Below are 26,474 nucleotides of genomic sequence, written 5' to 3'. Positions count from 1 at the left end.
TCTAGGTCGTAATGTGAATGGGCTTACTGAAGCGTAAGCTGTACCCGGTTGTTAACTACCCGGTAGCTGGACAGGTCGACAGATTCGCCCTCAAACGTAAGGGTTCCAAGTGCATCCACCGCACCAACGACCACTTTCAGTGGCGGCTCGCCGGTTACATCAAAACTCCCACCAGCACGTCGCAGGGATGATACCAGCGTTTTGCCGTTGGCATCAGTCACGGATACCCAGCAATCGGCAACAAAGGTCGCCTGCAGCCTGCCCGGTGTAGCCATTACTGCGGGTTCATCCGCCACAGGGGGCTCTGCCACCGGTTCAAAACCATCAGCGCTATTTGCGACCGCGTCATTCTGAGAGCCCTGCTCCGCTGCCACTTCTTCAGTCGCAGCGTCACCATCTTCGCCGCCAGCGCTCGCGCGCTCTTCAACGATTTCTTGCTCACCAGCGCCGTCGTCAACTGCAGGCCGCGCCGCCTCATTCATGTCTTGTGACTCATCAACCACAGCATCAGACTGAGGGTTGACTGAAGGCGCGACGGAGACAGCACTTTCCTGACCCTCAGCGTCAATACGGTCTGGGCTGCTTGCAGGCTCTGACACTGGGGCTGCAGTCTGCACCGACTCACCTTCCGACTGGAAGTTGGGGAGTACCAGGCGGTAACCCATATACCCCACAAGCCCTAAGACCAGCAGGACAAACACTCCCCGGGCGATGCGTTTTTTCCGACGCTTGCGCTGCTCAATGGTGATCAGCGGGTTTTCCTGTTGGGCCTGAACCTGCTGTTGCCGCATGGGCTCCAGTTCCTGGTCAAGCAGACCTATCAGCTCTCCGGGATCCAAACCAACCTGGGTGGCGTACGTTCGCACGTAGCCCTTCAGGAACAGTTCGCTTCCAATCTGCTCGTAGTTGCCATTCTCGATGGCATGAATGACCGAGGATCTTAAATGCTGGGCCTTGGCCACATCGGCCACAGCCAGCCCTTTACTTTCACGGGCGGACCGGAGCCGGCCACCAACAAGTCCGACAGGGCTCTGCTGAACGCTCTCTTCACTGGACATCTGAAATCAGCACCTTATACCGTTTATATTCTTCTGACTCCGGATATTCATTCCTGAGCAATAGCGCCAGGCTGGACTCCCTGTCCCGATCGTTGTAATGCCTTGCGATACGAATTCCGGTTAACAGACTTTCCGGAGAATGCCGCATATTGGGGTTTCGTTGCATGACAGAGGTCAACCGGCTGTAATAGCGGGCGGCCTCTTCAAATTCGTCCTGCTCGACCAGCACCCGGGAAAGGGCCAGCAGAGACTGCACTTCTCCCCGGCTCAGGTCGACGGATCGCAGGTAGGCTGACTCAGCTGCCTCGATGTTGCCCAGCCGTTCTTCGGTCATACCCAGATTGAAATAAACGGACGCCCGCTCGGGGTATCCCGAATCCTGGGAGGCCCGTTGGAATTGGACCTTGGCATCGGTGAAGCGATCTTGACCAAACAGGAAGGCACCGTAAAACACCCGGCCACGGGTGTAATCCGGTTTGGATTTCAAGGCGCGCTGGAACGAGGCGTCAGCCAGGCCCATATCCCCCTGGGATTGCTGAATCAGCCCCAGAACCGCGTTGGCCTCGGCGCTGTCATTGTCCAGCTCCAATGCACGGTCCAGGTGAACCCTGGCACGTTCAACATTGCCCTGACCAAGGTAAGCGGTGGCAAGTTCGATATAGCTTCGAATGGCTTTGTCACGATCGGCTTCGCGCGCGAACCGACTGTCAGTCGTCGTAACACATCCGGCAAGCAATGCGACAAACACCGCTCCCACAACCAGACGTCCCATTACTCCACTGAATCTTGCCACCAATGAAAATCCTTATAACGCGTGAATGTGGGCCGCGCTGACTCACCCTAGGGCGATATCTGCTGCACCTGAATGTATCGCTGACTGCGTCGAGTGCGATCCTCGACACGACCAACCAGCTGACCACATGCGGCATCAATGTCATCACCCCGGGTCGTCCGGATGGTTGTTACATAACCCGCCTCATTCAGAATGGTCTGAAACCTGCGGGTCGCAGTCAGCTTCGGCCGCCGGAAATCACTTTCCGGGAATGGATTGAAAGGTATCAGGTTAATTTTGCAAGGCAAGCCTTTCAACAACTTACTCAGTTCCCGAGCATGTTCGGGCTGGTCATTGACGCCTTCGATAACCGTGTATTCAATGGTTGCCTTACGCTTGTCTGGCAGCCTGGACAGATAGCGCTTGGTCGCCGCCAGCAACTCCGCTATCGGGTACTTTTTATTTAACGGTACCAACTGGTTACGAAGTTCATCATTGGGCGCATGCAATGAAATGGCCAGTGAAACATCGGTAACCTCACCCAACTGGTCAAGTGCCGGAACCACGCCAGAGGTGCTCAGGGTCACCCGACGCTTGGACAGACCATAAGCCAGGTCTTCCATCATCAGGTTCATGGCATCGACCACGTTATCGAAGTTGAGCAGCGGCTCCCCCATTCCCATCATCACGACATTGGTGATGGGGCGGTCAGCGCCAGGCTCGAACGGCATGAATGCCTTACGGGCTACCCACACCTGACCAATGATCTCCGCAGCGGTCAGGTTACGGTTAAACCCACGTTTGCCCGTGGAGCAGAAGGTGCAATCCAGACTGCAACCAATCTGCGAGGACACACACAAGGTCCCGCGTTCACCATCAGGGATGAGCACAGTTTCGACGCTGTTCCCGTTGTCCATGCGCATCACCCACTTGCGGGTGCCGTCTTTCGAGGTCTCATCAAAGATCACTTCAGGGCCGCGGATTTCAGCCACTTCTTTCAGCTTTTCCCGCAGCGCCATACTGACGTTGGTCATTTGATCGAAGTCATCGACCCCACGCTGATGCATCCATTGCAATAACTGGGTTGCACGGAAACGCTTTTCACCCAGGGATTCAAAGAAGGCTTCGAGCTTTGCCTTCGGCAACCCGAGAAGGTTGGTTTTTTCAGTGGGTGATGTCATGGGATAACCTCAATCAGATAACCAACAGAGGGCGAATGGCAACGCCATCGCCCCTGCACAACAGAAATCAACCGCGTGGGCAGATTTCATTGTCGTTGAAGAAATACGCAACTTCACGCTCAGCGGAAGCAGCAGAGTCGGAGCCGTGAACCGCGTTGGCGTCGATGGAATCCGCGAAGTCAGCACGGATAGTGCCAGCAGCGGCTTCTTTCGGGTTGGTTGCGCCCATCAGGTCACGGTTCTTCAGGATGGCGCCTTCGCCTTCCAGAACCTGAACAACAACAGGACCAGAAGTCATGAAAGCAACCAGGTCAGCAAAGAACGGGCGCTCTTTGTGCTCAGCGTAAAAGCCTTCGGCTTCTTCCTGGGTCAGGTGCTTCATTTTGGCAGCAACAATGCTCAGGCCGGCCTTCTCGAAACGGCTGTAGATTTCACCGATAACGTTCTTGGCAACCGCATCAGGCTTAACGATAGAGAGCGTGCGCTCGATAGACATGGTTTGTCTCCAGTTTAATATTCAGGGTGGAAATTCCGGGTTGGATTATACGCAGTCCGGGGCCCACTGCCTACCGGACTGAACGAAGACGGGTCACGACGTCCACCACCTGGGAGGCCGCAAACTCGACTTCTTCTTCCGTGGTGAAGCGACCCATCGAAAACCTGAGGGCGCGATGGGCCTGTTCATCACTGAGGCCGATACCACGCAGCACATAGGACGGCTCCAGCGTAGCCGACGCACACGCTGAACCCGAGGAAACCGCAAGATCCCTCAAGCCGAGCATCAGCGATTCCGCTTCAACACCGTCAAATGACAGATTCATAATACCTGGGGCGCAGGCATCCGGGCTCCCATTCAGGCTGACACCTTCAGCCTTCATAACGGCTGAGATGAATTGTTGACGCAATCCGCTGAGGCGTGCGACCTCTTCTTGGAGCTGCTCTCCAGCGATTTCAAACGCCTTCCCCATACCTACAATCTGGTGGGTAGGAAGCGTACCCGAGCGCATTCCACGCTCATGACCACCGCCGTGCATCTGCGGCGAGATCCGGACCTCGGGCGAGCGGCGAACGTAAAGCGCACCAATCCCTTTGGGGCCATATACCTTATGGCCTGAAAGCGACATCAGGTCCACCCGAAGGCTCGCCACATTCACCGGAATCTTGCCGGCCGCTTGGGCAGCATCCACATGAAACAGCACCCCCCGCTCACGCAGTAACGCACCGATAGGCGCCACATCGGTGATGGTTCCGAGCTCATTGTTGACCAGCATCAGGCTGACCAGGACGGTATTGTCCTTCAATGCAGCTGCGACCTGTTCCACTGAAACCTTGCCTTCGGCGTCTGGATCGAGCCAGGTGACCTCGGCCCCCTCCTGCTCCAGCCACTTACAGGTATCAAGCACCGCCTTATGCTCGATTTTGGACGTGATCACATGGGGGTTGTCGTGGCCGTGGACTGCGCCCAGAATGGCCAGGTTGTCCGCCTCGGTTGCTCCCGAAGTCCACACGATCTCCCGCGGATCAGCACCAATCAGCTCTGCCACCTGACGGCGCCCGTTCTCTACCGCCGCTTCAGCTTGCCAGCCATAGACATGGGAGCGAGAAGCGGGGTTACCGAACACGCCATCCAGAGTCAGGTGACGAGACATTTCTTCAGCAACGGCACCGTCTACGGGCGTCGTTGCCGCATAATCCATATACACTGGTTTTTTCATAGCATTGAATTGCGAATGGTCAGGCCGGCGCTTGTTCTGAGAGACGCTCGGTATTAATGGTTTCCGATTCAAGTTCCTGCTGCTTGTCCTGCCTTGCCGCAACCGCCTGAATTTCGCGTTTGGCAACCAGGTCAGCAAGACTGATTCCACTCAGGAAATGATGAATCTGCTGGCTGAGGTCAGACCAGAGATGATGGGTCAGGCATTTCTCCCCTTTCTGGCAATCCCCCTTGTTCCCACAACGCGTGGTATCGAGGGACTCGTTCACTGCATCCACGACCTCAGAAATGAAAATCTCTTCCGCGCCACGGCTCAGACGATACCCTCCCCCCGGCCCTCGCACACTGGCAACCAACTGGTGCCGGCGCAGGCGGGAGAAGAGCTGCTCCAGATAAGACAGTGATATTTCCTGGCGAACAGAGATATCAGCGAGACTCACGGGACCGTCACTGCCATGAAGCGCCAGATCAAGCATGGCAGTTACCGCATACCGGCCTTTTGTGGTCAGTCGCATAGAGACAAGCCCTGACTATCGGAGTGTGGAAAATTCACGGTTTTTGAGTATGAATTGACCTACTAATTCAGTCAAGTATTCACGCCCGCCCGCTCTCGCTGTCGCCAACGTCGTCCCGCACGCAATCAAAGTCTTTGTCGTCCAGCGGGGGGAGCTCACCATTTCGGTATTCACTATCAAGCTTGTGCAAGGCTTTGCACATGTTTTCGATCCGCTCGTCAACGGCGTGCATATGATCAAGCAGGCTTCGCACTGCCCTGGCTACCGGGTCAGGCATCTCATCGGTCACTCCGTAGGCATCAAAGCCCATGCGCTCTTCCATCTCACGGCGACGGGCATCGTCTTCACTCACACTCTTGACGATCACCCGCCCGGGAATCCCAACGACCGTTGCACCTTCCGGAACGGCCTTGGTGACTACTGAGTTTGAACCCACCTTGGCGCCATCACCCACCTCAAACGGCCCAAGAATTTTGGCGCCCGCACCGACAACAACACCGTTGCCGAGGGTTGGGTGGCGCTTTCCCTTGTTCCAGCTGGTACCACCAAGGGTTACCCCCTGATAAAGCGTGACATCATCGCCAATAACGGTGGTTTCACCAATCACCACCCCCATCCCATGATCGATAAAGAAACGGCGACCGATGGTGGCACCGGGGTGGATCTCAATACCCGTCAGCCAGCGGGAGATGGTGGAAATCGTACGGGCAAGCCACTTCAACCCCAGATTCCACAGCCAGTGGGCCAGACGGTGCAACAGCAATGCGTGAAGGCCGGGGTAGTTCGTCAGCACCTCAAAGGTGTTGCGTGCGGCCGGATCACGATGAAATACACTGCGGATATCTTCTTTCAACCGATCAAACATGGTTCTGATCCTGACTGTGCTGAGTTTCCTCGCCGGAGCGGCTCTCCTGCTCGGCGGCCCCTGTTTTCGCCGATTTCTGGACAGCCGACAAAACACCTCGAAGGATATTCAGCTCCATCTGATCCATCTGGGCGCGCTGAAACAGCCGCCGCAGCCGGGTCATCAGCTGACGGGGATTTTCCCGACGGTGGAACGCAATGGCTTCGAGGGTGTCCTCCAGATGGCCGAAAAAGCCTTCAACTTCTTCGACCGTTCCCAGGGGCACATCCCAACCTTCATCCAAAGGCGAGGTCATGGCTCCTAGGTATGGGCGGCTTTCCTTTTCTTCAAGCCCCCGCAGATAGTGCATCCGCAGCTCATAGCACACCACCTGAACCGCCATCGCCAGGTTGAGCGAACTGTAATCGGGATTTGACGGAATATGGATATGGTAGTGGCAACGCTGGAGCTCTTCATTGCTCAAGCCATTGCTTTCACGACCGAACACCAACGCAACCGTCCCCTTGGCTGCATGCTCAGCCGCTGTTTCCACGGCCTGATGAGGGGGAATAACCGGCCAGGGAACCTTTCGCCCCCGGGCACTGGTTCCCATAACGAGCACACAATCACTGAGAGCTTCATCCAGAGTATTCACCACCCGAGCGTTATCGAGCACATCACTGGCGCCGGAGGAACGTGCATAGGAAGCCTCATCCGGGAACGACGATGGGTTCACGAGCCAAAGATTAGCCAACCCCATGTTTTTCATAGCACGAGCAACAGCACCAATGTTACCGGAGTGCGTCGTTTCCACCAGGACGATACGGATCTGGTCGTAATTGGACTGTGAGGCTTCACCCGGTAGTGCTGGCTTTAGCATGATGACAGATTCTCTCGTGGTTAGCGGAATTTGCGGGAATGATACCAGATCACGAGCCCTGACCGCCTGTTCGCATAAGCCGAAAAGCCATCACAAATGGTCGCAACCTATCCGTGACATTGCTGAGTCAAAAAACGTACAAGGAATATAAGGGTTTTGGTATCATACGCGACCTTCCATACAGCCAGGTAATAGACAGTCTGATGCAACCAGCAATTAAAATGGCCCTGCGTATTGCGCGCCAGGGTTCCGACTATCTTAAAGCGCACTTCGAACGACAGGATCCTGCCGAGAATGATGCTGCCGAGCGCAGCGGGCAGCTCGATCGCGTTGCTCAGTCCATTTACGACAATTTTTCCGAGCAACTGGAGAAGGCCTACAAAGATCACGCCATTGCCCCTATCGGTGAGGCCGATGCGGGTGGCGCAGACAAGTCCTGGCACATTTTCCCAATCCTTGGCCGCGAAAATTTCCTGCGTAACGTTCCGGATTTTGCCTTGGCGCTGGTGCAGAAAAAGGCGAACCGCACCGAGAACCTGCTGCTGGTTAACCCGGTCAGCGGCGAGGAATATACCGCCAGCCGAGGCCAGGGTGCCACCCTCAACAGTCGTCGGGTTCGGGCGAGCAACGCCCGTCAGCTTGCGAACGCAGACCTGGTGACCAATGCTCTGGCGCAAGCCAAGAAGCAGGATCCTCTGATCTGGGGCGAACTTGCCGCAAACCTTGCACAACAGTGTGGCAACCTGCGCACTAGCGGCTGCACCTCACTGGATCTTGCTCGAGTGGCTGCCGGACGCCTTGATGCCGCCGTTATCGTTCGGCCACAGGCTGAAGATCTCGCCATTGGCCTGGTTCTGGCATTGGAGTCCGGTGCGCTGGCAGGTGATTTCGCCGGCAACCCGTCTGCCAATACTGACCGGCAACTTGTGGTTGCCAACCCGAAACTGTTCAAAGAAGTCCTGAAGTCACTGCAGCCGTTCCGCGGCCGCCTGCCGGGATAATCCAGCTCCGACGCCCCCACCCATCCGGCGGGGGCACATTCTGAGGAGCATAAAAAAAGCCGCGACACAGATCGCGGCTTTTTTGTTTAAGGCAAAGCCTCACATCCGATTCAACCACTCGGGTGGCTGCTCTTCTTCCTCGCCACCATTACCTTCTTTCGGCGGCAACACCATATCCTCTCGGGTAACACCGAGACCGACCAACAGGTTGGCCGAAACGTAGATGGAAGAATAGGTACCAACAACCACACCGATAATCAGTGCCAGGGCGAAATTGTTGATCGCCTCGCCACCCAGGAAATACAGCGCCAGCAACACCACCAAGGTTGTACCGGAGGTATTGATGGTCCGAGCGATGGTCTGGTGAATGGACTCGTTGATAATCTCTTCGGCATCCCCCACCCTCATCTTCCGGAAGTTCTCCCGGATCCGGTCGGCAACAACGATGGTATCGTTCAGCGAGTAACCGATAACCGCCAGCAATGCCGCCAGCACACTCAGGTCGAAGGTCCACTGGAACAGGGCAAACACGCCCAGGATAATGATGACGTCGTGTGCCAACGGTACCACTGACGCAATACCGAATTTGAACTGGAAGCGCATCCCAACGTAGATCAGCACGACCGCCAGGGCGATCAGCAACCCGAGGCCACTGTCTTCCTTAAGCTCATCACCCACCTGGGAGCCAACATACTCGGAACTCACCAGCTCAAGCTGATCGCCGTTGGCTTTCAGAGCCTGGGTGACGTTCTCTGCCAGCTTGTCATCATCAGCCTGAGCCATACGAACCAGAACGAGGTTGTCGGAGCCAAAGTTCTGTACGACAAACTGCTCATACCCAGCGTCAGCCAGGGTGTTCCTGACATTATCCAGTGACGGCGCTTCCTGGTACTCCAGCTCCACCGATGTTCCGCCGGTGAAATCCAGACCCAAGTTCAGACCACGGGTTGCCAGCATCACAATGGAAGCAATCACGAGGGCGATAGAAAGTACGGAAGCAGCCTTCCGCAGCCCCATGAAATCAAACGGTTTATTGGTGGAATCAGACATTGGCGAGCTTCCCTCCGATCGACAGTTTCTCGACCTTACGGCCGCCATACACCAGATTCACAATGCCCCGGCTAACCATAAGTCCCGTGAACATGGAGGTCACGATACCGAGGCACAGGGTAACTGCGAAGCCTTTAACCGGCCCGGAGCCCATTGCAAACAGGATAACCGCCACCAGCAAGGTCGTGATGTTGGCATCGAAGATCGACACGAACGCACGGGAATAACCGGCATTGATGGCCGACTGTGGCGGCACCCCGGATTTAAGCTCTTCACGTATCCGCTCAAAAATCAGCACGTTGGCATCCACCGCCATACCAACCGTCAGTACGATACCCGCAATACCCGGCAGCGTCAGTGTCGCTGACAGAATCGACATACAAGCGATCAGCAACATCAGGTTCAAGGTCAGCGCCACGTTGGCGATCAGGCCAAAGCCACGGTAGTAGACCAGCATGTAGACCAGAACCAGGGCAAAGCCGAGGATGATTGAGTTCAGGCCCGCATCGATATTCTGCTGACCCAGGCTGGGACCAATCGTACGTTCCTGCACAAAATACATCGGCGCCGCCAGCGAGCCGGCCCGCAGCAACAGCGCAAGCTCAGAGGCCTCTGGAATAGAGTCCAGACCGGTAATCCGGAAGCTGGCACCCAGTGCTGACTGGATGGTCGCCAGACTGATAACGCCCCGCTCTTCAACGCGGCGCTCCACAGTCTGACTCACACCATCGACCATGCGCTCTTCGGTTTTGGTCTTATACTCAATAAACACTACGGCCATCCGACGCTTGATGGCATTGCGGGTAGCCCGGTTCATCAGGTCACCGCCAACGGCGTCCATGGTGATATTGACCTGAGGACGACCGTTTTCGTCAAACGCCTGCTGGGCATTCGACACATTGTTACCGGTCACAATGATGTCCCGCTCCAACTGCGCTGAGCGGTTCGGGTCATCACGGAAAGTATACGTTTCGGTGGTCCCCGTGGCCGCGTCTGGACGGGCCTCAAGGCGGAACTCAAGGTTGGCCGTGGCACCAAGAACACGCTTGGCTTGAGCAGTATCCTGCACACCCGGCAGTTCAACGATGATACGGTCAGAACCCTGACGCTGAACCAGCGGCTCGGCAACACCCAGTTCGTTCACCCGGTTACGGATGGTGGTCAGGTTCTGCTCCAGGGCATATTCCTGAATCTGCTTGACCTCAGCCTCAGACAGGGTCAACGCGAGTTCCAGCTGGTCGTCAGTCGTGCGCTCATCCAGCAGGAATTGAATGTACTGACGTTTGATCAAGTCAAACGCTTCGCTGCGGGACTCCTCATCCCGGAACGTAAGCAGGATTTCCCGGTCGCCGCTGACGTCACCACCGCGATAGCGGATACGCTCGTCACGCAGTTCCCGTTTGATCTGGCCGGACAAGGCATCCAGCTTTTGCGCCAGCGCGGTTTCCATGTCCACTTCCAGCAGGAAGTGGACACCACCACGCAGGTCAAGACCCAGCTTCATGGGACCCGCCCCAACACTACGCAGCCAATCCGGGGTGGAAGGCGCCATATTCAGGGCAACCAGATAGCTGTCGCTCAATGCGCCCTGAACCAGCCGGCTCGCCCGCAACTGGTCGTCACTGTTGTTCAGACGGATCAGGCCATTGCGGTCGTCCAGACTACTGGACTTCACCGCAATCCCCGCATTTTCCAATGCGGACGTTGCCCGATCCAGAACACGCTGATCGACCTCGGTACTACTACGAGCACCTGTGATTTGTACTGCAAAATCATCTGGGTAGAGATTTGGCAGCGCGTAGATGAACCCGATCACCAATGCAAACAGGATGACCAGGTTTTTCCAGAGCGGGTACTTGTTGAGCATGGGGTCCCTAGTATCGAAAGTATCGAAAAATTTCGAATGTATTGAAGGTTACCGGTAGCGCTGAGCAAGCTCAGCGCGGCCAATCAGATATCCTTCAGAGTGCCCTTGGGCAGCGCAGTCGCTACCGCTACTTTCTGGACCTTGATCTCTACATTGTCAGCGATTTCTACCACGATGAAGTCATCGCTTACCTTGGTGATTTTTCCTGCCACACCACCGGAGGTCACGATTTCGTCGCCTTTGTTCAGGCCAGACATCAGCGCCTTATGCTCTTTTGCACGCTTGGACTGGGGGCGCCAGATCAACAGATAGAAGATCAGGATAAAGCCGGCAAAAAAGATAATCTGGCCGATGGCGCCCATCTGACCGGGTGCGGCTTCCTGTGCCATTGCCACGCCAGGAAGTGCAGCAACCAGTGCGGCCGCCAGAAGTTTCATTGCTTTCATTCCTAATCTCCGTTTTTCAAAAGGTGTCGGACTCAAGGTGTGGGCGCGATCACTGTTCTTCAAGTGGCGGCACCGTCTCGCCCCGACGTGCGTAGAAGTCTTCAACAAAGTCGGACAATTTACCTGCTTCAATAGCCCCGCGCAAACCGCTCATCACATTCTGGTAATAGCGAAGGTTATGAATGGTATTGAGTTGCGAGCCCAGCATTTCTCCACACTTATCGAGATGATGCAGATAACTTCTCGAAAAATTCTGGCAGGTGTAGCAGTCGCATTGATCATCCAGCGGCGATGTGTCGTGGCGATTACGGGCATTGCGAATCTTCACGATACCGGTCGAGGTAAAGAGGTAGCCATTACGGGCATTCCGTGTCGGCATCACACAATCGAACATATCGACGCCCCGACGTACCGCTTCCACAATATCCTCCGGACGGCCGACGCCCATCAGATAACGGGGCTTGTCCTCCGGCATTTTCGGCGGCAGGTGATCAAGGATACGAATCATGTCTTCTTTGGGCTCGCCCACCGAGAGGCCGCCAATGGCATAGCCATCAAAGCCGATAGCCGTCAGCCCTTCCAGGGAACGGTCACGAAGCTCCGGATACATGCCACCCTGAATGATCCCGAACAACGCTGCAGGGTTATCACCATGAGCGTCCCGGCTCCGCGCCGCCCAACGCAGCGACAACTCCATGGAGGCTTCCGCCTGCTTGTGGGTCGCAGGGTATGGCGTGCACTCATCAAAAATCATCACAATATCGGAACCCAGGTCCCGCTGTACCTGCATCGCGATTTCAGGATTCAGTTCCACCGGGGAGCCATCAACCGGCGAACGAAACTTTACGCCCTGCTCGGTGATCTTGCGCATCTCACCCAGGCTGAACACCTGGAAACCACCGGAATCGGTCAGAATCGGGCCCTGCCACTGGGTAAAATCATGCAGGTCCCCATGGGCCTTGATAACCTCAGTGCCCGGTCGCAGCATCAGGTGAAAGGTGTTGCCCAGAATAATGTGAGCACCGATCTGCTCGATATCACGGGGTAACATGCCCTTGACGGTGCCATAGGTTCCCACCGGCATAAACGCTGGGGTTTCAACCACACCCCGGGGAAAGGTCAAACGTCCACGACGCGCCTTGCCGTCTTCCCCGAGTTTTTCAAAAGACATAAAGCTCACGAGCGATCTCCCGTTTGAGATGGGCCGGCCAAGGCTCCGAGACTGGGCTCCTGCCCGGTAATAAACATCGCATCACCATAACTGAAGAAACGATAGCGCTGCTGCACAGCGTCATGATAGGCCGACATCACGTGTTCATAACCGGCAAAAGCACTGACCAGCATAATCAGTGTGGATTCCGGCAAGTGAAAATTGGTGACCATGGCATCCACGGTCTGGAAGCGATAACCGGGATGAATAAATATATCGGTTTCACCCTGAAATGACCGCAGCTTGCCACCGCGACTGGCAGACTCCAGAGAGCGAACAGACGTGGTACCAACCGCAATGACCCGACCGCCCTGCTCTCTTGTCCGGCGTACGGCCTCGACCGTTTCCTCCGGAACCTGGGCAATTTCGGTGTGCATGACATGATCTTCGATCCGCTCCACCCGGACCGGCTGGAAGGTGCCGGCACCGACGTGAAGGGTGACAAATGCGGTGTTAACGCCCTGCTCCTGCAAGCTGGCTATCATTGCCTTATCAAAATGCAGACCCGCGGTTGGCGCAGCAACAGCCCCGGCCTGCTCCGCGTAGACCGTCTGGTAACGCTCCCGATCAGCTTCCTCATCAGGGCGGTCCACGTAGGGCGGCAGCGGCATATGACCAGTACGCTCCAGCACGTCCAGAACCGGTTCAACAGCTTCACACCGGAGGAGGAACAGGGCGTCCTGCCGCTCCTTCATCCGAAACACCGTACCGTCTTCGACAATAATGGCCTGCCCGGGCTTTGGCGCCTTTGAGGCTCGAACATGGGCAAGGAGCTCATGCTCATCCAGCACCCGCTCAACCAGAATTTCTACCTGGCCGCCGGTTTCTTTTTTTCCAAACAACCGGGCAGGAATGACTCGTGTGTTGTTGAACACAAGCAGGTCGCCGGGCTGCAGGAACGTGGGAAGGTCGGTAAAACCACGATGACCAATAGCACCACTGAGGCCATCAAGAGTCAGCAGACGTGATGCGCTGCGCTCTGGAAGCGGGTAGCGGGCGATCAGTTCATCCGGTAAATCAAAGTGAAAATCGGAGACATTCATGGGGAGGACTATTCAAGGGTTCCGCGGGACGCGGCTGAATTCTGATCCGGGGCGGACATTGCAGGTCCCGGCGTGACTTTCTGGCCACATCTCACGACCTCACGTCCCGGCATAACGATCTACGAATAAGTGGTACCAGCGGGCGGACTCGAACCGCCAAGCCCGTGAAGGCGGGGGATTTTGAATCCCCTGTGTCTACCAATTTCACCACGCTGGCATCGGAGAGACTGCGAATTATACTCACGCGAACTCTGAAATCAACAACCTGTGTTGATGTCCGCGCATTTTAATTCGCAATTCCTTAAAGACGGTCAAACAGGCTCAACTGGGAAACCTGTGCAAATGACTGCTGGGCCGCCTGCAGGACAAAGCTCTGGAAGCTCAGCGTACTGATGGCCTCGGCATAGTCCACATCCTGCAGTTGAGAGCGAATATCCTTGCTGTACAAGGATGAATCCTCCAGGAAGTCTGACGTTGTCTCCACGGCATTCATCCGCCCACCAAGCTCGGTCTGGGTCAGGAGGATGCTGTCCTGGATGTTGTCGAGATTGATCAGGGAATCGGCGATCAGGTCATAGTAAGCCTGCTGGCCACTGCCAACATTGACCGCAGCCACGCCAACACCCCCCACGATGCTGAGGTCTTCAAACTTACCACCACCCACCGTCAGGTCGCCCGTCCAAGTGGTCACCGCTGGGGTAACACTCTCATCGGCGCCAGAAATGCGCAAATCCTGGCCCTGCCCGGTGATCACCAGCTGGTTCCCGTTGAGCTCTGAGCTGACCCCGGCATTTTTCAGTTCGATGTTGGCATTGATTGCCGCATCAAGATCAGCAACGGTGTCGCCAGCGGTGAACGGCCCAAGGGCGACACCGTTGATGTACATAACGTCACCGGTATTCGGGACAAAGCCGGTGGTCCCGTCTATGGTCGCCTGAGCCGGCGTCAGCGGCTGGTTTTCCAGGCCATAGATCAGCTTTTCAATACTGGTAAACATGGACTGTCTGCCTGACGTTTTAATGTCGAAGGTATCCCCCAGCTGAGCGCCAGTGATTTCAAACTGGATGCCTTCAAACACGATGCTGTCGCCACTGCTGTACGGCCCCGTGGCAAGCACGGTTTTCGGCTCCGGCTCGCTTTTGGCCACCACTTCATAGTTAAGCCCACCCAAACCATCGTCCTGGAATCGCACGATCAGGTCATCGCCACTCAGGGAATCAACGAAACCGTCATAGGCCTCTTGATCCAGGACCATGCCGGTACTGATCTGGGCACCGGAGGTATTGGTGGCGCTGGCTTCAGCAAAGAACGTGGTATGGGCACTGGGTATATCGACAAAGATCCCCTTGCCGTGGTCGCTGATGGCCAGCCTTACACCCTCGTCAATTTCAAGGAAGCGCTGGCCCTCATCGCCCTGATACACGTAGTGGCCGGAAATGTTCTTGCCGAAGGCCGGGGTGTCCCCCTGAAAGCCACTAAAGATGTATTCACCGGAAGCGTCCCGGGTATTCGCCAGGTTGCCCAGCTGATCAAGCCGCTGCCTGAGTTCAGAGGCAATCGAGTCACGGTCCTTGTCAGACAGGGTGGCATTCCCCGCCTGGACCGTCAGCTCACGTATCCGCTGAACCACATCCACCATGCCGGTCAGTGCGCCCTCCTCCTGGTTGAGGCGGTTCTCCGCCAATCCGGCGTTGCGCTGGTATTGCTCAATACGAGCCACCTCCTGGTCCAGCTTTAGAATCCGTGCGGCCGCAACCGGGTCGTCAGAAGCTCGGTTGACCTTCTTACCCGTGGAAATCTGCTCTTCGGTTTTCTGCAGGTTAGCGTTAAGGCTCTGGAGCCGGCTAATCCCGTTGGAAAACATCTGCTGGGTCGAAATCCTGATCATAACGAAGTTCCTCGAACACCTTACCTGAAGGTCGACAACAGCGTGTCGAACAGGCTTTGGGCCACACTCATCACCTGTGCAGAAGCATTGTAAGCCGCCTGGTACTGGATCAGGCGGCCGGCCTCTTCATCCAGGTTCACCCCGGACACCGACTCTCGCTGGGCAACAGACTGCTCCAGGAGCGTCTGACTGGCATCCAGGTCAAGCTGGCTCTGGCGGGTCTGGACGCCGACATTCTCGACCAGCCCGGCATAACCCTCAGTGAAATTCTGTGTACCACCGTTCATGGTGTTGGCAGTTTCCAGCGCCGCCATGAACTCGGCATTGCGGTTATCGGACACACCATCGGTGTTGTAGTTGATGTAGAAACTGTCCCCCGGCTGCGGATTGCCACTGATCTCGAACTGGAACCCGCGGTAGTTGGGATCGGTCGGATCTTCACTGAACAGTTTGTTGGCAATGCCCGGCTGATAGACATTTTGGGGTGGCACCGCCGAAGCGTCACCCGCCACCAGGACGTTGGTCGGGTCATTGGCATCCAGGATGTCGTACACCAGCGTGCCACCATCGTCACGGAACCGGATTTCCATCGGTGGGCTCAGTTCCCCCCGGGCCTGAAATTCCGGCAACAGGCTGTTCGACAGCGGGTTGCGGACATTCAACATCTCACCCTGGCTGATGGCCGCATCGCCACCGTTACCGATGTCCGACTCAGCCCTCACCGGGCTGGCGAACGCCAGGTCTTCCTCACGGTCCACCACCAGACCGATATCTCCGGCCGCCCGGTGAGTGGGCTGGATCAGGAAGCTGTCCCCGGCACTGAACGTGCCACTATCGATCTGGATATTAAAACCATCCATGGTGATCTCTGCTGGCAGCGGATCAGGCAGCCGCCCCTGATTCACCACCCGACCGGAGCTGCGATCGATGACGTCGTAATTACGGCCGTCGCCGGTAAACCGAAGCGTCCAGCTGCCAGCAGGCAGCTCACTGGAATCGCCGATCTCCACCCCGATCACTGCATCCTGGGGCTGAGAGTTATTGGCGTTGGCCGTAACCCGGCTTCGCTTCACCGCGTCGGTATTGATGTCCGTGAACATCAGGCCACCCAGCTCACCTTCCAGGTCCATCCCGATTTCGTGCTGATGATTGAGGTTGTCCGCCAGCGCAATCGCCACACGTCCAAGCTCGTCGAACGCCGGATTCAGGGCCTCCGACTCAAAACGCCGCAGGCCGCCAAGACGCCCCCCAGTGATCTGGTTATCGACAACCTCTTCGCGCCCCGCGGTCGTCAGGGTGAATTCAAGGCGTGTCGGGTCTTCTGAGCTGCTCCGCGTACCCAGCTGCGCAATTTCATTGCCAACCACCAGCGCCTGTCCATTAGACAGCAGCACGTTGACTTGCCCACCCTGCGCCGGCACAACCCGCACCGAGACAATCTCGGACAGCTGACGCAGGGCCTCATCCCGTTTGTCCAGCAGCTCATTCGGATCATGACCCTGAGCCAGGCCGGGGGATTCGGAGATCGCCTGGTTCAGGTCAGCAATGGTGCGGATCAGGGTATTGGCATCCTTCACTCCCTGCTGCATCTGGCTTTTTACCGACTCCCGCTGCTGGATAAACTCGGCCTGCAGCGCCTGGAAGCGGTCCACCACGGCCTGGGCTTCGCTCAGCACCAACTGACGCTGGGGCAATGACGCGGGGTCTTCGGCGGCGCTCTGCAAGGCCGCGAACAGATTGCTCATTGCCTCGTTGAGCCCGGTGTTTTCGCCCCCCAGCAGGTTATCCAGGCGGCTCAGCTCCGAGTTCAGCGCCTGCTGTTCCGAGGCAAGCGAGGTATCCGAACGCACCTGCTCCACGAGATATTCGTTCGCCACCCGGCGTATATCCGAGATGTTGACCCCGGTCCCGATCGTGCCCGCACCGGTGCGGCGACCGTCCTGAGTCTCAAACACCACTTCCTGGCGGCTGTACCCCGCGGTGTTGGCGTTCGTAATGTTGTTACCGGTGGTGTTCAATGCAGCCTGATGGCCGAGCACGCCGGTCAGGCCGATGCTGATAAGACCCGCCATAGTGTTTACCCCTCAGTCCCCAGGGAGGCCAGCGGTGTGGCCCCCTGGTCGTTATTCAACTGGTCACCTGCCATGATCCGCAGGATCTTGTTCGCGTAGTTCGGGTCAGTGGCGTAGCCCGCCTGTTGCAGGCGGTGCGCAAACTGTTCCGGGTCGCCGGCAACCGCCAGCACATCCCGGTAGCGAGGGTTGTCACCCAGGAACGCTACGTAGTCGCGGAAGCTGGATTCGAAATCCTCATAACGACGGAAGGCCGCCCGTTCGGTAACACGGACACCGTCACGATATTCCGACGTTGCAATGTTGACGTGTTCGCCAGACCAGCGCTGATCAGCCTTGATTCCAAACAGGTTGAAGCTTGGTTCACCGTCGGGCGCCTCGATCATGTGGCGTCCCCAACCGGTTTCCAGGGCCGCCTGAGCCACCATCAGTTTCGGGTCAATGCCGGTACCGGCTGCCGCCCGTTCCGCCAGCGGCAGGAGCCGCCCGACAAATTCCTCCGGTGAGGTAAAGTCCGCGTGCAGAGCATTGGCCGCAGCCTCCGAACGCCCTTTGGAAATGACTTCGGCGTCCTCAGCAATCTGGGTGACAGCCGCCAGACGCTCAGGCAACTCGCGGGAAAGTGCAGGCAGGCTGCGATCGTAGTCCATGATGCTCAGGCGGCGTTCACCCGTGGGTGCGCTGCCTTCAGATACGCCCGCAACCTGACCACCCAGTTGTCGCACCAGCGCCTCGGACAGCCCCATGCCCTGACCACTCGACATGGTCAGGCTCAGCTGGCTGTCGAACATATCCTGGTAGAACCTGGACTGCTGGCTGTTGAGGTAATTTCCTTCGGAAAACACCTCATTGGCCTGGCGCATGGACTTCAGCATGGCGGACATGAAAATACCCTCAAACTGCCGGGCCACTTGCTCCAGTGCCGCCTGTTTGTCGGTACGCGCCTGGGTCTTGAGCGCATTCAAGCCACTGAATTCGGTGTAGAGCTGAGCCTGCTGCAACCTTGGGTCCTGCATCACGTCACCTATATCACGATCAGTTCAGCCCGGAGCGCACCGGCCTGCTTAAGCGCTTCCAGAACAGCCATTACGTCACCCGGGGCAGCACCCACCTGGTTCACCGCCTGGACAATGTCATTAAGGGTGGTGGCCGGGCCAAACTGGAACATGCGAGCCGGGTCTTCGGTAATGGCAATCTGGGTATTTTCAGTCACCACTGTCTCACCATCAGAAAACGGGTTGGGCTGACTGACCAGGGGGTTTTCTTCAATGGTCACCGTCAGGTTGCCATGGGTAATCGCAGCTGGGCTCACCTTCACGTTCTGGCCCACCACGATGGTGCCGGTACGGCTGTTGATGACCACCTTGGCGGCATCTTCCGCCGGGTCCACTTCCAGGTTCTCGAGGATGGACAGGAAACTGACCCGCTGGGAAGGGTCGCGGGGCGCCCGGACAGACACTGAAGTGGCGTCGTGGGCGTAAGCCATGTCAGGGCCAAGCGTACCGTTGATCACCTCCACCACTCGCCGGGCCGTCGTAAAGTCGGCACGCAGAAGGTTGAAGGTAATGGTGTCACCCTGCTGGAACGAGGAAATGACTTCCCGCTCAATCGTCGCCCCGTTCGGGATGCGGCCAACGCTGGGCACGTTCACAGTAATCCGGGATCCATCGGCGCCAGAGGCGCCAAAGCCGCCAACCACCAGGCTGCCCTGGGCCAAGGCATAGACCTGACCATCAGCGCCTTTAAGTGGCGTCATCAACAAGCTACCACCCCGAAGGCTGTCAGCATTACCAATGGACGACACGGTGATATCCAGCTCTTGTCCCGGCTTGGCAAACGGTGGCAAGGTCGCATGCACCGTGACGGCGGCCACGTTGGCCAGGTTAGGGTTGACGCCTTCCGGAATGGTGACCCCGAACTGGTTCATCATGTTGCGGAAGGTCTGGTTGGTAAACGGGGCCTTGTCTCCGGTGCCATCCAGGCCCACCACAAGACCATAACCAACCAACTGGTTGTTCCTCACGCCCTGAATGCGGGCCAGATCCTTGAGACGGTCAGCCAGTACCGGCCCGGCGGCAATGACCAGGGCCAGCACCATCAGGAAAGACTTCAACACCCTCATAGCGGCCACCATTCACTGTTAAAGAACCGCGCCAACCAGCCCATCTGGTTTGCCTGGTCAAAATCACCCGTGCCCCCGTAGGCAATCCGCGCATCAGCAATCCGGTTGGATGCAACGGTGTTGTCCGGCGTGATGTCCTGGGGGCGAACCATGCCGGTCAGGCGAATGTATTCGTCGCCGTTGGTCAGAGAGATCCATTTTTCACCACGGATTCTCAACACCCCGTTGGGCAGCACGTCGATAACGCTGACGGTGATACTGCCGTCCAGGCTGTTGCTCTGATCGGCTTCGGCAGAGCCGTCAAAATCCCGTTCGTAGTTGGCGCGGGTATTCAGCCCAATGTTGCCGTGCCCAAAGAACACCGGCTCAGGCAACGACAGTTCACTGTCTTTGGAAATGGAGCTTTCCGCGGATTTGCTGGCCTCGGTTGACTCCTGCAGCGTCACCGTCAGGATGTCGCCGACGTTGAGGGCCACGGTATCGCCGTAGAAGTTGTAATTGCGGGCAGACTGGTAGATGGACCCGTTATGGGTATCCTGAGCCGCAAGCGACTGCGCCCGGACCGGCGCATAGGCTGGGTCGTCCGGCACCGGACGCGGCCGGGTAACCGCAGTGCAGCCCTGCAACACCGCCAACGCCACCAGAGCCGCCACCGCAATGGCACCCTTGGGCTGGAACCGGGACAAAGTTGTGGCCTTCATGTCAGTCACCTCGTACGACCCTCGTTATCCGCGTTAGCCGATGTTGTTGGTCACAAACTGGAGCATTTGGTCGGTGGTGGAGACGACTTTGGAGTTCATCTCATAGGCGCGCTGAGTCGTGATCATATTGACCAGCTCTTCCACCACCTCGACGTTGGACGATTCAATGGTTCCCTGCTCGATCGAGCCCAGGCCGTTGATTCCGGCCTCACCCTCGGATGGGTCGCCACTGGCGTTGGTTTCCCGGAACAGGTTATTACCGACCGCCTGCAGACCTTGCGGGTTGATGAAATCCACCAGGGTGATCTGCCCCAGATTCACCGGGCTGGCCTGGTCGTCAACGATGGCCGTGACGGTGCCGTCCTTGCCGATGGTCAGGTTGGTTGCGTTTTCAGGAACCGAAATAGTAGGCTCCAGCGGATACCCGTCGGGGGTCACCACGTCACCGTCCGAGTTCAACTGGAACTGGCCATCACGGGTATAGGCGATGATCCCGTCCGGCATCAGCACCTGGAAAAAGCCCCGCCCGTTCACCGCCATGTCCAGCGGCTGCTCGGTGATCTGCAGGTTGCCCTGGGAAAACTGCTTGGCGGTTCCCACCACACGCACACCGGTACCGAGCTGAAGGCCGGACGGCAATTCAGAGTTTTCGGTATTGAGCCCGCCGGGCTGACGGTTGATCTGGTAAAGCAGATCCTGGAACACCGCCCGATCCCGCTTGAAACCAGTCGTGTTCACGTTCGCCAGGTTGTTGGAGATGGTGGACATGTTGGTGTCCTGGGCGCTCAGTCCGGTCTTGCTGACCCACAATGCTGGATGCATGTTCTACTCCTTGCCGGCCCGGATGGATAAGCGGCCAGAATTTGCCGCTTTACCGTCACCGACGATGATTCGTGATTCGTTATCAGAGGTTCTGCAACAGGCGTGCCGCTGCCTCGGAATTGTCGTTTGCCGTCCGCATGATCTTGATTTGCATCTCGAACTGACGGGATAGCTCCAGGTTGGCAATCATCTCTTCGACAGCATTAACGTTGGAGCTTTCGAGAAAGCCGGTAGCCACCCTCAGCGTCGCATCTGGCGGCTCCACGCCACCGATGGCCTGCCCTGGTTTGCGCCGGATATACCCGTCTTCTCCCTTCTCCAGGGCCTCTTGCGGCGGGTTAACCAGCTTCAGGCGGTCAACAACCACCAGCTGATCGGGAGGGCTGCCTACGGGAACAATGGAAATCGTGCCATCGGCCCCCACTTCCACATTGTCAAAGGGAGGCAGCGCCACCGGGCCGCCATTGCCGAGCACCAGGTCACCGTTGGCATTGCGCAGCAGGCCATTGACGTCGATCTGAAGACTGCCAGAGCGGGAAAACACTTCCTGCCCCTGGGCATTCTGGATACTCAGCCAACCCTCGCCCTCGACGGAAACGTCGAGCTTCCGGCCAGTGTCCATCAGCGAGCCGGCACTCAGGTCGGTCCCCGGGCGCTCGGTCATGGCATAGGCTCTAGTCGGGTAATGCTCGCCAAACACTGGCATGCTGCGGGCCTGGGCAAAGTCCCGCTTGAAGCCTGTGGTGTTGACGTTGGCCAGGTTATTGGCATGGGCACGCTGTGCCAGCATGTTCTGCGTGGCACCGGACATCCCGATGTAGATCGACTTATCCATAACGGAAAACTCCTGCCGGAATTTTGACTGTTAACAGCCTAGATGCAGGAGTCGTGCCACTTAGTCAGACAACGCCATTGATGCAATGCCTTCCCCGCCCACACCCTTACTCGGTGGACGAGGAAACAGAGCGGCGCGAATCAGCGGAGATTGATGATGGTCTGGGTGATGGTGTCCGAGGTTTCGATGGTCTTGGCGTTGGCCTGGTAATTGCGCTGGGCAATGATCAGGTTAACCAACTCCTCCGACAGGTCCACGTTGGACTCTTCCACCGAACTGGCTTTAATGGAGCCGAGGGTACCGGTACCCGGCTGACCAACAATCGGCTGGCCGGACTCGAAGGTTTCCACCCAGGTGGTTTCCCCGACCGGACTCAAACCGTCGGTATTGTTGAAGCTAGCCAGGGCAACCTGCCCCAGCGCCTGGGACTGGCCATTGGTGTAGCGGGCGAACAGAACTCCTTCATCCGACACGTCCAGACCCGAAAGTCGCCCGGTGGTGTAGCCATTCTGGCGCTGATCATTGACCCCGAAGGCGCTGCCGTACTGGGTGGTGTCCGCCAGATTGAGCACGAACGCGGAGCTTGTAGGAGGTTCAGGAATCGGAGTGACCACCGTCGCCCCCGCCGGAGGCGGGCCATCCGCACCATTGGGCGCACCGCTGGGGTCTTTCGGCGTCCAGTCCGCAATGACAATCTCACCGGCAGGGTCACCGTTGACGGTCTGCAGGGTGCCGTCCTGGTCAAACCGGGCCTCGTACGGGCTCAGGTCTGTGCCGCCCACGTACTCCCCATCAATCTGCAGGTAGATGGACCACTGACTTTGTCCGACACCGTTCCCCGGTGCCGGATCCTTGACGTAGAACTGGGTCAACACATGAGGGTTACCCAGGCTGTCGTAGATGGTGGTAGACGTTGCGTGGTTATAGGTTCGCTGATCCAGCGGGTTAAACGAGTTGGTGACCTGCAAGGTCCGGCCATCCCACGCGGTTCCAAAGGTGCCGGTGTCTGAGCTCAGGTCCGTGACGGTACGCTCGGTCTGAAGCCTGACCGTCCCCAACTGCGTCTGCGGTCCAACCGTCGTGGCAGTGTTGGAGTAAGTGGTGGTGATGGTGTTGCCACGGTTATCAACCACACGCAATGCTCCGCCCACAATGGACGCGGATACGGTGCTCGCCGCTGAGTTGTTGATCGCATCAGCCAGCGACGCCAAGTCGGTCACGCCGGTGGTATCAACCGGTATCGATACCCCTTCGAGTTCCAGCTGGAAATCAAAGCCACCCACGGCAATGAACGCATCATCCAGCCCAGTCAGAGTGACTTCGGTGGTTGCAGACGCGCTCACGCCTTCCATCTGACCCAGTATGTCCACCACCTCAGCCGCGGATGACCCGGCAGGAATCTGCACACTCTGGGTAGAGCCGTCGCTGTAGGTCACGGTAACCAGTTCCGCCGGAAACGACGTACCCCCGACTTCCGCCTGCCCCACATCCGCCAACACCGACACCTGGCTTTCCAGCACCTCTTCACGGGAGTCCAGGTTTACGTCGGTTTCCAGACTGGTAGTCCGCCGTGGCGCGAGGTTGGCGGTGTCAATCCGCAGGTCGCCCCGTATGCCGGACAGGTTGCCGTCGTCATCGGCCTGGAAACCCTGAACCCGCATATTCTGGTTGTTGACGACATAGCCATCCACATCAACTCCGAACTGACCCGCCCTGGAATAGCGAATCTCACCGCCATTATTCAGCACGAAGAAACCGTCGCCATTGATCGCCAGGTCAAGCCCGTTGTCGGTGAAGCTGATATTGCCCTGACCAAAGTTCTGGCGGATATCCTGTACTCGCACGCCGTCGCCGATGGGATTGGTACCAGCGCTGAGGAATCCGCTGGCATAAAGGTCGCCGAACTGAGCACGGCTGCTTTTGAAACCAACCGTACTGGCATTGGCGATGTTGTTGCCGGTGACATCCAGATCGACTGATGCAGCCCGTAACCCGCTAAGCCCTGTATTGAAAGCCATGTTACACCTCGTAGTTCAGTCGCTGGATTAGTTGATCTGGTAAACGTCAGACAACCGGATGGATCCCATGTTGGCCAGGTTCAGGGTGATGCTCCCTTCACTGCCCAACGAAACACTGTCAACGTTCGCACTGATCAGCGTTCCAAGCTGTTCGGTACCGCCGCCATAACTGCCCTGGGCGACAATTTCATATTTGCCGGGCGGCAAAGCTTCGCCGTCACTGTCCAGCCCATCCCAGCTGAATGTCTGGTAGCCGGCTTCAACCGCCCCCATATCGATCTGGTGAACCAGCTCACCGGCACTGTTCTTGATGGAAATTGTCAGGCTGGACGTTGCAGACTGAACCGCGACGCTACCGCCAATTTCGCCGCCAGCAACCAGGCGGCTGGCCGTGCCAGGAACCAGTACCGATCGACCAACCATGGCCGACGCCTGCAAGGCCTGGGACGAACGAAATTCGCCCACAAGGTCGCCAATGGAGTTCGATACCCCCTGCATCTCTTCCAACGAGCTGAATTGCGCCAACTGAGAGATGAACTCGCCATTATCCTGAGGCTCCAGAGGGTTCTGATTCTCTAGCTGCGCCAGCATAAGCTCCAGGAACTCATTCTTCCCAAGCTCACTGTTTTTACCGGAAGCGTTGCCTTGCAGCTGGTATTGGCTCAAGACATCGTTGGTTGCGCCGTTAACCGTACTCATGTTCAGGTTCCTCGATCGGTTACTGCTGGCCCAGGGTCAGGATGCGCTGCATCATGGACTTGGCGGTGTTCATCACATCGATATTCATCTGAAAGCTGCGGGACGACGACATCATGTCGGCCATTTCCTCAACCACATTGACGTTGGGATAGAACACATAGCCATCTTCGTTGGCGGCCGGGTGATTAGGCTCGTAGCGCATCTGCAACTCCGCCTCACTCTCAACAACCCCCTCGACCCGGACACCGGCACCGGGACCGCTGGCCCCACCAAAACCCTGCGCCGCCAGCATTTCCTGCTGGATGGCCGCAAACACCGGCTTGCGGGCCCGATAGGTGGTCTCAACACTGGAACTGGCGGTCTCCGCATTCGCAATGTTGGAGGCGGTGGTATTCAACCTCAGCGACTGGGCGTTCATTCCGGAACCGGCAATATCAAAAATGCTTCCCAAGGACATCACTTCTCTCCTGCTTCAATCTGCCACTTCCGGCTTACTCACCCTTGATGGCTTTGGTGAGACCGGTAAATTTGCTGTTCAGGAACTGGAAACTGGCCTGATAGTCCATGGCATTACGCATGAACCGGGCCTGCTCCTGCTGACTGTCTACGGTGTTGCCATCAATGGACGGCTGATCCGGGTTGCGGTACATCAGGTCACCCTCAACACCGCCGGAGGTATCCATATGGCCCTGGTGAGTCCGGGCCATCTGTACACCCTGCATCTCACCCTGGGCCCTGGCCATCATGGCCTGGAAATCCACATCCCGAGCCTTGTAACCGGGGGTATCGGCGTTCGCCAGGTTGTTGGCCAGCACTTCGGCACGCTTCACCCTGGCGTGCAGGGCCTGCTCATGAATGCCTAATGCGTTGCTGAAGTTAATTGCCATACCACCTCCGGAAACCGATCCGTGCGCCGCCAGGGCGCTGTTTCCAGGTCTACAGCAAGAGTGATGCCAGTTACCTTAAAAGCCGCTAATACTGGGCCAGGCAGGCAGTTCAGGGTGTAACAAGGTGGGTTCCGGAGGAAGAAAGGCGGCAATGGGAAGGGATAAGCGGCAAGAGCGTTCCTCCTGCCGCAAAACAACGGTGGAGGTCAGTCAGCCTGCGACGGCCAGCGTTGGACGAAGTGACCGACTTCAGGGCGAGGCACATGCGGCTTGGGATTGCTGACGCTACCGACATACAGGAAGCCGGCGATGGCTTCATCGTCTGACAGGCCAAGTCCGGCATGCACCTGGGGCGCATAGGCCATGGCACCGGTTCGCCACATACCGCCAAAACCCGCCGACTCTAGCGCCAACAGCATATACCCCACACCAGCCGCAGTGGACATCGACTGCTCAATGTCCGGCACCTTGGGGTGTGGTTTGAACGATGTAATAGCGACAATAACCATCGGTGCCCGGTGGGGCATTTTCCGGAATTTTTCCCGCTCTGCATCCGTTTCCCCGGTTTGTGCAAACACGCCACCCAAACGGTCAAGCCCCTCGCCCTCAATCACCAGATAACGCCACGGTCTCAGCAAAGCATGATCCGGGGCCATGGCAGCACACTGCAGGATACGATCAAGAGTCTCCCCTTCCGGGGCCGGTGCCTCCAACCTGGGTTCTGAGGAACGATTCAGGATGGCGCGAATAAGATCGGTCATAGATTAAGGGTCCTGGAAGATCGATTTAGGTGCCAGTGTCATCTGGCCCGAATTGCCGGACAACAAACTTGCCAGAATTGTTAAGTGC

Annotated in this window: 26 protein-coding genes and 1 tRNA gene; 1 reads left to right on the top strand and 26 read right to left on the bottom strand. The window is 57.4% G+C overall.

Going from position 1 to position 26,474, the window contains the following annotated elements; genetic code table 11:
- Positions 1–23: 23 nt before the first annotated feature.
- From BMZ67_RS09160 to trmJ, 8 genes are all read right to left on the bottom strand, one after another.
- Positions 24–1,058: a RodZ domain-containing protein gene (locus tag BMZ67_RS09160; protein ID WP_092021807.1), complete on the bottom strand. Its 1,035-nt coding sequence runs from the start codon at positions 1,056–1,058 to the stop codon at positions 24–26.
- Positions 1,048–1,851, bottom strand: a complete 804-nt coding sequence (gene pilW / locus BMZ67_RS09155; protein ID WP_342713276.1) for a type IV pilus biogenesis/stability protein PilW — start codon at positions 1,849–1,851, stop codon at positions 1,048–1,050. The genes BMZ67_RS09160 and pilW overlap by 11 nt, the downstream gene beginning before the upstream one ends.
- A 47-nt stretch (positions 1,852–1,898) precedes the next feature.
- Positions 1,899–3,011 carry a dual-specificity RNA methyltransferase RlmN gene (rlmN, locus tag BMZ67_RS09150; RefSeq protein ID WP_092021803.1) on the bottom strand — a complete coding sequence of 371 codons (1,113 nt, stop codon included), beginning with the start codon at positions 3,009–3,011 and terminating at the stop codon, positions 1,899–1,901.
- Between the two features lie 67 nt (positions 3,012–3,078).
- Positions 3,079–3,507: a nucleoside-diphosphate kinase gene (gene ndk / locus BMZ67_RS09145; protein WP_092021801.1), complete on the bottom strand. Its 429-nt coding sequence runs from the start codon at positions 3,505–3,507 to the stop codon at positions 3,079–3,081.
- Between the two features lie 70 nt (positions 3,508–3,577).
- A complete protein-coding gene (locus BMZ67_RS09140; RefSeq protein ID WP_092021799.1) occupies positions 3,578–4,726 on the bottom strand; it encodes an IscS subfamily cysteine desulfurase in 1,149 nt (382 codons plus the stop codon).
- 19 nt (positions 4,727–4,745) lie between these two features.
- The gene (gene iscR / locus BMZ67_RS09135) at positions 4,746–5,240 is read right to left on the bottom strand and encodes a Fe-S cluster assembly transcriptional regulator IscR (protein ID WP_092021797.1); all 495 of its coding nucleotides are present in this window, start codon (positions 5,238–5,240) and stop codon (positions 4,746–4,748) included.
- 79 nt (positions 5,241–5,319) lie between these two features.
- On the bottom strand, positions 5,320–6,105 hold the full coding sequence (gene cysE, locus BMZ67_RS09130) for a serine O-acetyltransferase (RefSeq protein ID WP_092021795.1): 786 nt from the start codon (positions 6,103–6,105) through the stop codon (positions 5,320–5,322).
- Complete coding sequence (gene trmJ / locus BMZ67_RS09125) at positions 6,098–6,964, bottom strand: tRNA (cytosine(32)/uridine(32)-2'-O)-methyltransferase TrmJ (protein WP_092021793.1); 867 nt, start codon at positions 6,962–6,964, stop codon at positions 6,098–6,100. The genes cysE and trmJ overlap by 8 nt, the downstream gene beginning before the upstream one ends.
- A 203-nt stretch (positions 6,965–7,167) precedes the next feature.
- Between trmJ and BMZ67_RS09120 the strand changes: the two genes are divergently transcribed.
- The gene (locus BMZ67_RS09120; protein ID WP_092021791.1) at positions 7,168–7,965 is read left to right on the top strand and encodes an inositol monophosphatase family protein; all 798 of its coding nucleotides are present in this window, start codon (positions 7,168–7,170) and stop codon (positions 7,963–7,965) included.
- 99 nt (positions 7,966–8,064) lie between these two features.
- Here BMZ67_RS09120 and secF read toward each other — a convergent pair whose 3' ends face one another.
- The 18 genes from secF to BMZ67_RS09025 form a co-directional block, all read right to left on the bottom strand.
- Entirely contained in the window at positions 8,065–9,015 is a 951-nt protein-coding gene (secF, locus tag BMZ67_RS09115) for a protein translocase subunit SecF (RefSeq protein ID WP_092021790.1), read from the bottom strand.
- On the bottom strand, positions 9,008–10,882 hold the full coding sequence (gene secD, locus BMZ67_RS09110; RefSeq protein ID WP_092021789.1) for a protein translocase subunit SecD: 1,875 nt from the start codon (positions 10,880–10,882) through the stop codon (positions 9,008–9,010). Before secD ends, secF begins: the two co-directional genes overlap by 8 nt.
- Before the next feature lie 83 nt (positions 10,883–10,965).
- Entirely contained in the window at positions 10,966–11,328 is a 363-nt protein-coding gene (yajC, locus tag BMZ67_RS09105) for a preprotein translocase subunit YajC (RefSeq protein WP_092021788.1), read from the bottom strand.
- Positions 11,329–11,377: 49 nt separating this feature from the next.
- Positions 11,378–12,499, bottom strand: coding sequence for a tRNA guanosine(34) transglycosylase Tgt (tgt, locus tag BMZ67_RS09100; protein ID WP_092022137.1), 1,122 nt, complete (start codon positions 12,497–12,499; stop codon positions 11,378–11,380).
- 5 nt (positions 12,500–12,504) lie between these two features.
- Complete coding sequence (queA, locus tag BMZ67_RS09095; RefSeq protein WP_092021787.1) at positions 12,505–13,581, bottom strand: tRNA preQ1(34) S-adenosylmethionine ribosyltransferase-isomerase QueA; 1,077 nt, start codon at positions 13,579–13,581, stop codon at positions 12,505–12,507.
- 130 nt (positions 13,582–13,711) lie between these two features.
- Positions 13,712–13,798 (bottom strand) — tRNA-Leu (locus BMZ67_RS09090).
- Between the two features lie 84 nt (positions 13,799–13,882).
- The gene (flgL, locus tag BMZ67_RS18715) at positions 13,883–15,469 is read right to left on the bottom strand and encodes a flagellar hook-associated protein FlgL (protein ID WP_245749918.1); all 1,587 of its coding nucleotides are present in this window, start codon (positions 15,467–15,469) and stop codon (positions 13,883–13,885) included.
- A gap of 20 nt (positions 15,470–15,489) precedes the next feature.
- Entirely contained in the window at positions 15,490–17,541 is a 2,052-nt protein-coding gene (flgK, locus tag BMZ67_RS09075; RefSeq protein ID WP_092021786.1) for a flagellar hook-associated protein FlgK, read from the bottom strand.
- A 5-nt stretch (positions 17,542–17,546) separates the two neighbouring features.
- Positions 17,547–18,557, bottom strand: coding sequence for a flagellar assembly peptidoglycan hydrolase FlgJ (gene flgJ / locus BMZ67_RS09070; protein WP_092021785.1), 1,011 nt, complete (start codon positions 18,555–18,557; stop codon positions 17,547–17,549).
- 8 nt (positions 18,558–18,565) lie between these two features.
- Entirely contained in the window at positions 18,566–19,663 is a 1,098-nt protein-coding gene (locus BMZ67_RS09065) for a flagellar basal body P-ring protein FlgI (protein WP_092021784.1), read from the bottom strand.
- Complete coding sequence (flgH, locus tag BMZ67_RS09060; RefSeq protein WP_092021783.1) at positions 19,660–20,364, bottom strand: flagellar basal body L-ring protein FlgH; 705 nt, start codon at positions 20,362–20,364, stop codon at positions 19,660–19,662. The genes BMZ67_RS09065 and flgH overlap by 4 nt, the downstream gene beginning before the upstream one ends.
- Before the next feature lie 33 nt (positions 20,365–20,397).
- Entirely contained in the window at positions 20,398–21,186 is a 789-nt protein-coding gene (gene flgG / locus BMZ67_RS09055) for a flagellar basal-body rod protein FlgG (protein WP_092021782.1), read from the bottom strand.
- Between the two features lie 82 nt (positions 21,187–21,268).
- Positions 21,269–22,021 (bottom strand): flagellar basal body rod protein FlgF, encoded by a 753-nt coding sequence (locus BMZ67_RS09050; protein ID WP_092021781.1) that lies wholly within the window; start codon positions 22,019–22,021, stop codon positions 21,269–21,271.
- Between the two features lie 140 nt (positions 22,022–22,161).
- Positions 22,162–24,039, bottom strand: a complete 1,878-nt coding sequence (locus tag BMZ67_RS09045; protein ID WP_092021780.1) for a flagellar hook protein FlgE — start codon at positions 24,037–24,039, stop codon at positions 22,162–22,164.
- Between the two features lie 27 nt (positions 24,040–24,066).
- Positions 24,067–24,738 (bottom strand): flagellar hook assembly protein FlgD, encoded by a 672-nt coding sequence (locus BMZ67_RS09040; RefSeq protein WP_092021779.1) that lies wholly within the window; start codon positions 24,736–24,738, stop codon positions 24,067–24,069.
- Between the two features lie 19 nt (positions 24,739–24,757).
- Positions 24,758–25,195 (bottom strand): flagellar basal body rod protein FlgC, encoded by a 438-nt coding sequence (gene flgC / locus BMZ67_RS09035; protein WP_092021778.1) that lies wholly within the window; start codon positions 25,193–25,195, stop codon positions 24,758–24,760.
- Between the two features lie 34 nt (positions 25,196–25,229).
- Positions 25,230–25,625 (bottom strand): flagellar basal body rod protein FlgB, encoded by a 396-nt coding sequence (gene flgB, locus BMZ67_RS09030; protein ID WP_092021777.1) that lies wholly within the window; start codon positions 25,623–25,625, stop codon positions 25,230–25,232.
- Positions 25,626–25,831: 206 nt separating this feature from the next.
- The gene (locus tag BMZ67_RS09025; protein ID WP_092021776.1) at positions 25,832–26,386 is read right to left on the bottom strand and encodes a nitroreductase family protein; all 555 of its coding nucleotides are present in this window, start codon (positions 26,384–26,386) and stop codon (positions 25,832–25,834) included.
- Between the last annotated feature and the right edge of the window lie 88 nt (positions 26,387–26,474).

It is taken from the genome of Marinobacter zhejiangensis (genome assembly GCF_900114775.1).
GTDB classification, from domain to species: domain Bacteria; phylum Pseudomonadota; class Gammaproteobacteria; order Pseudomonadales; family Oleiphilaceae; genus Marinobacter; species Marinobacter zhejiangensis.
The sequence above is the reverse complement of the archived record's forward strand: the minus strand, read 5'-3'. Positions and strand labels throughout refer to the sequence as shown.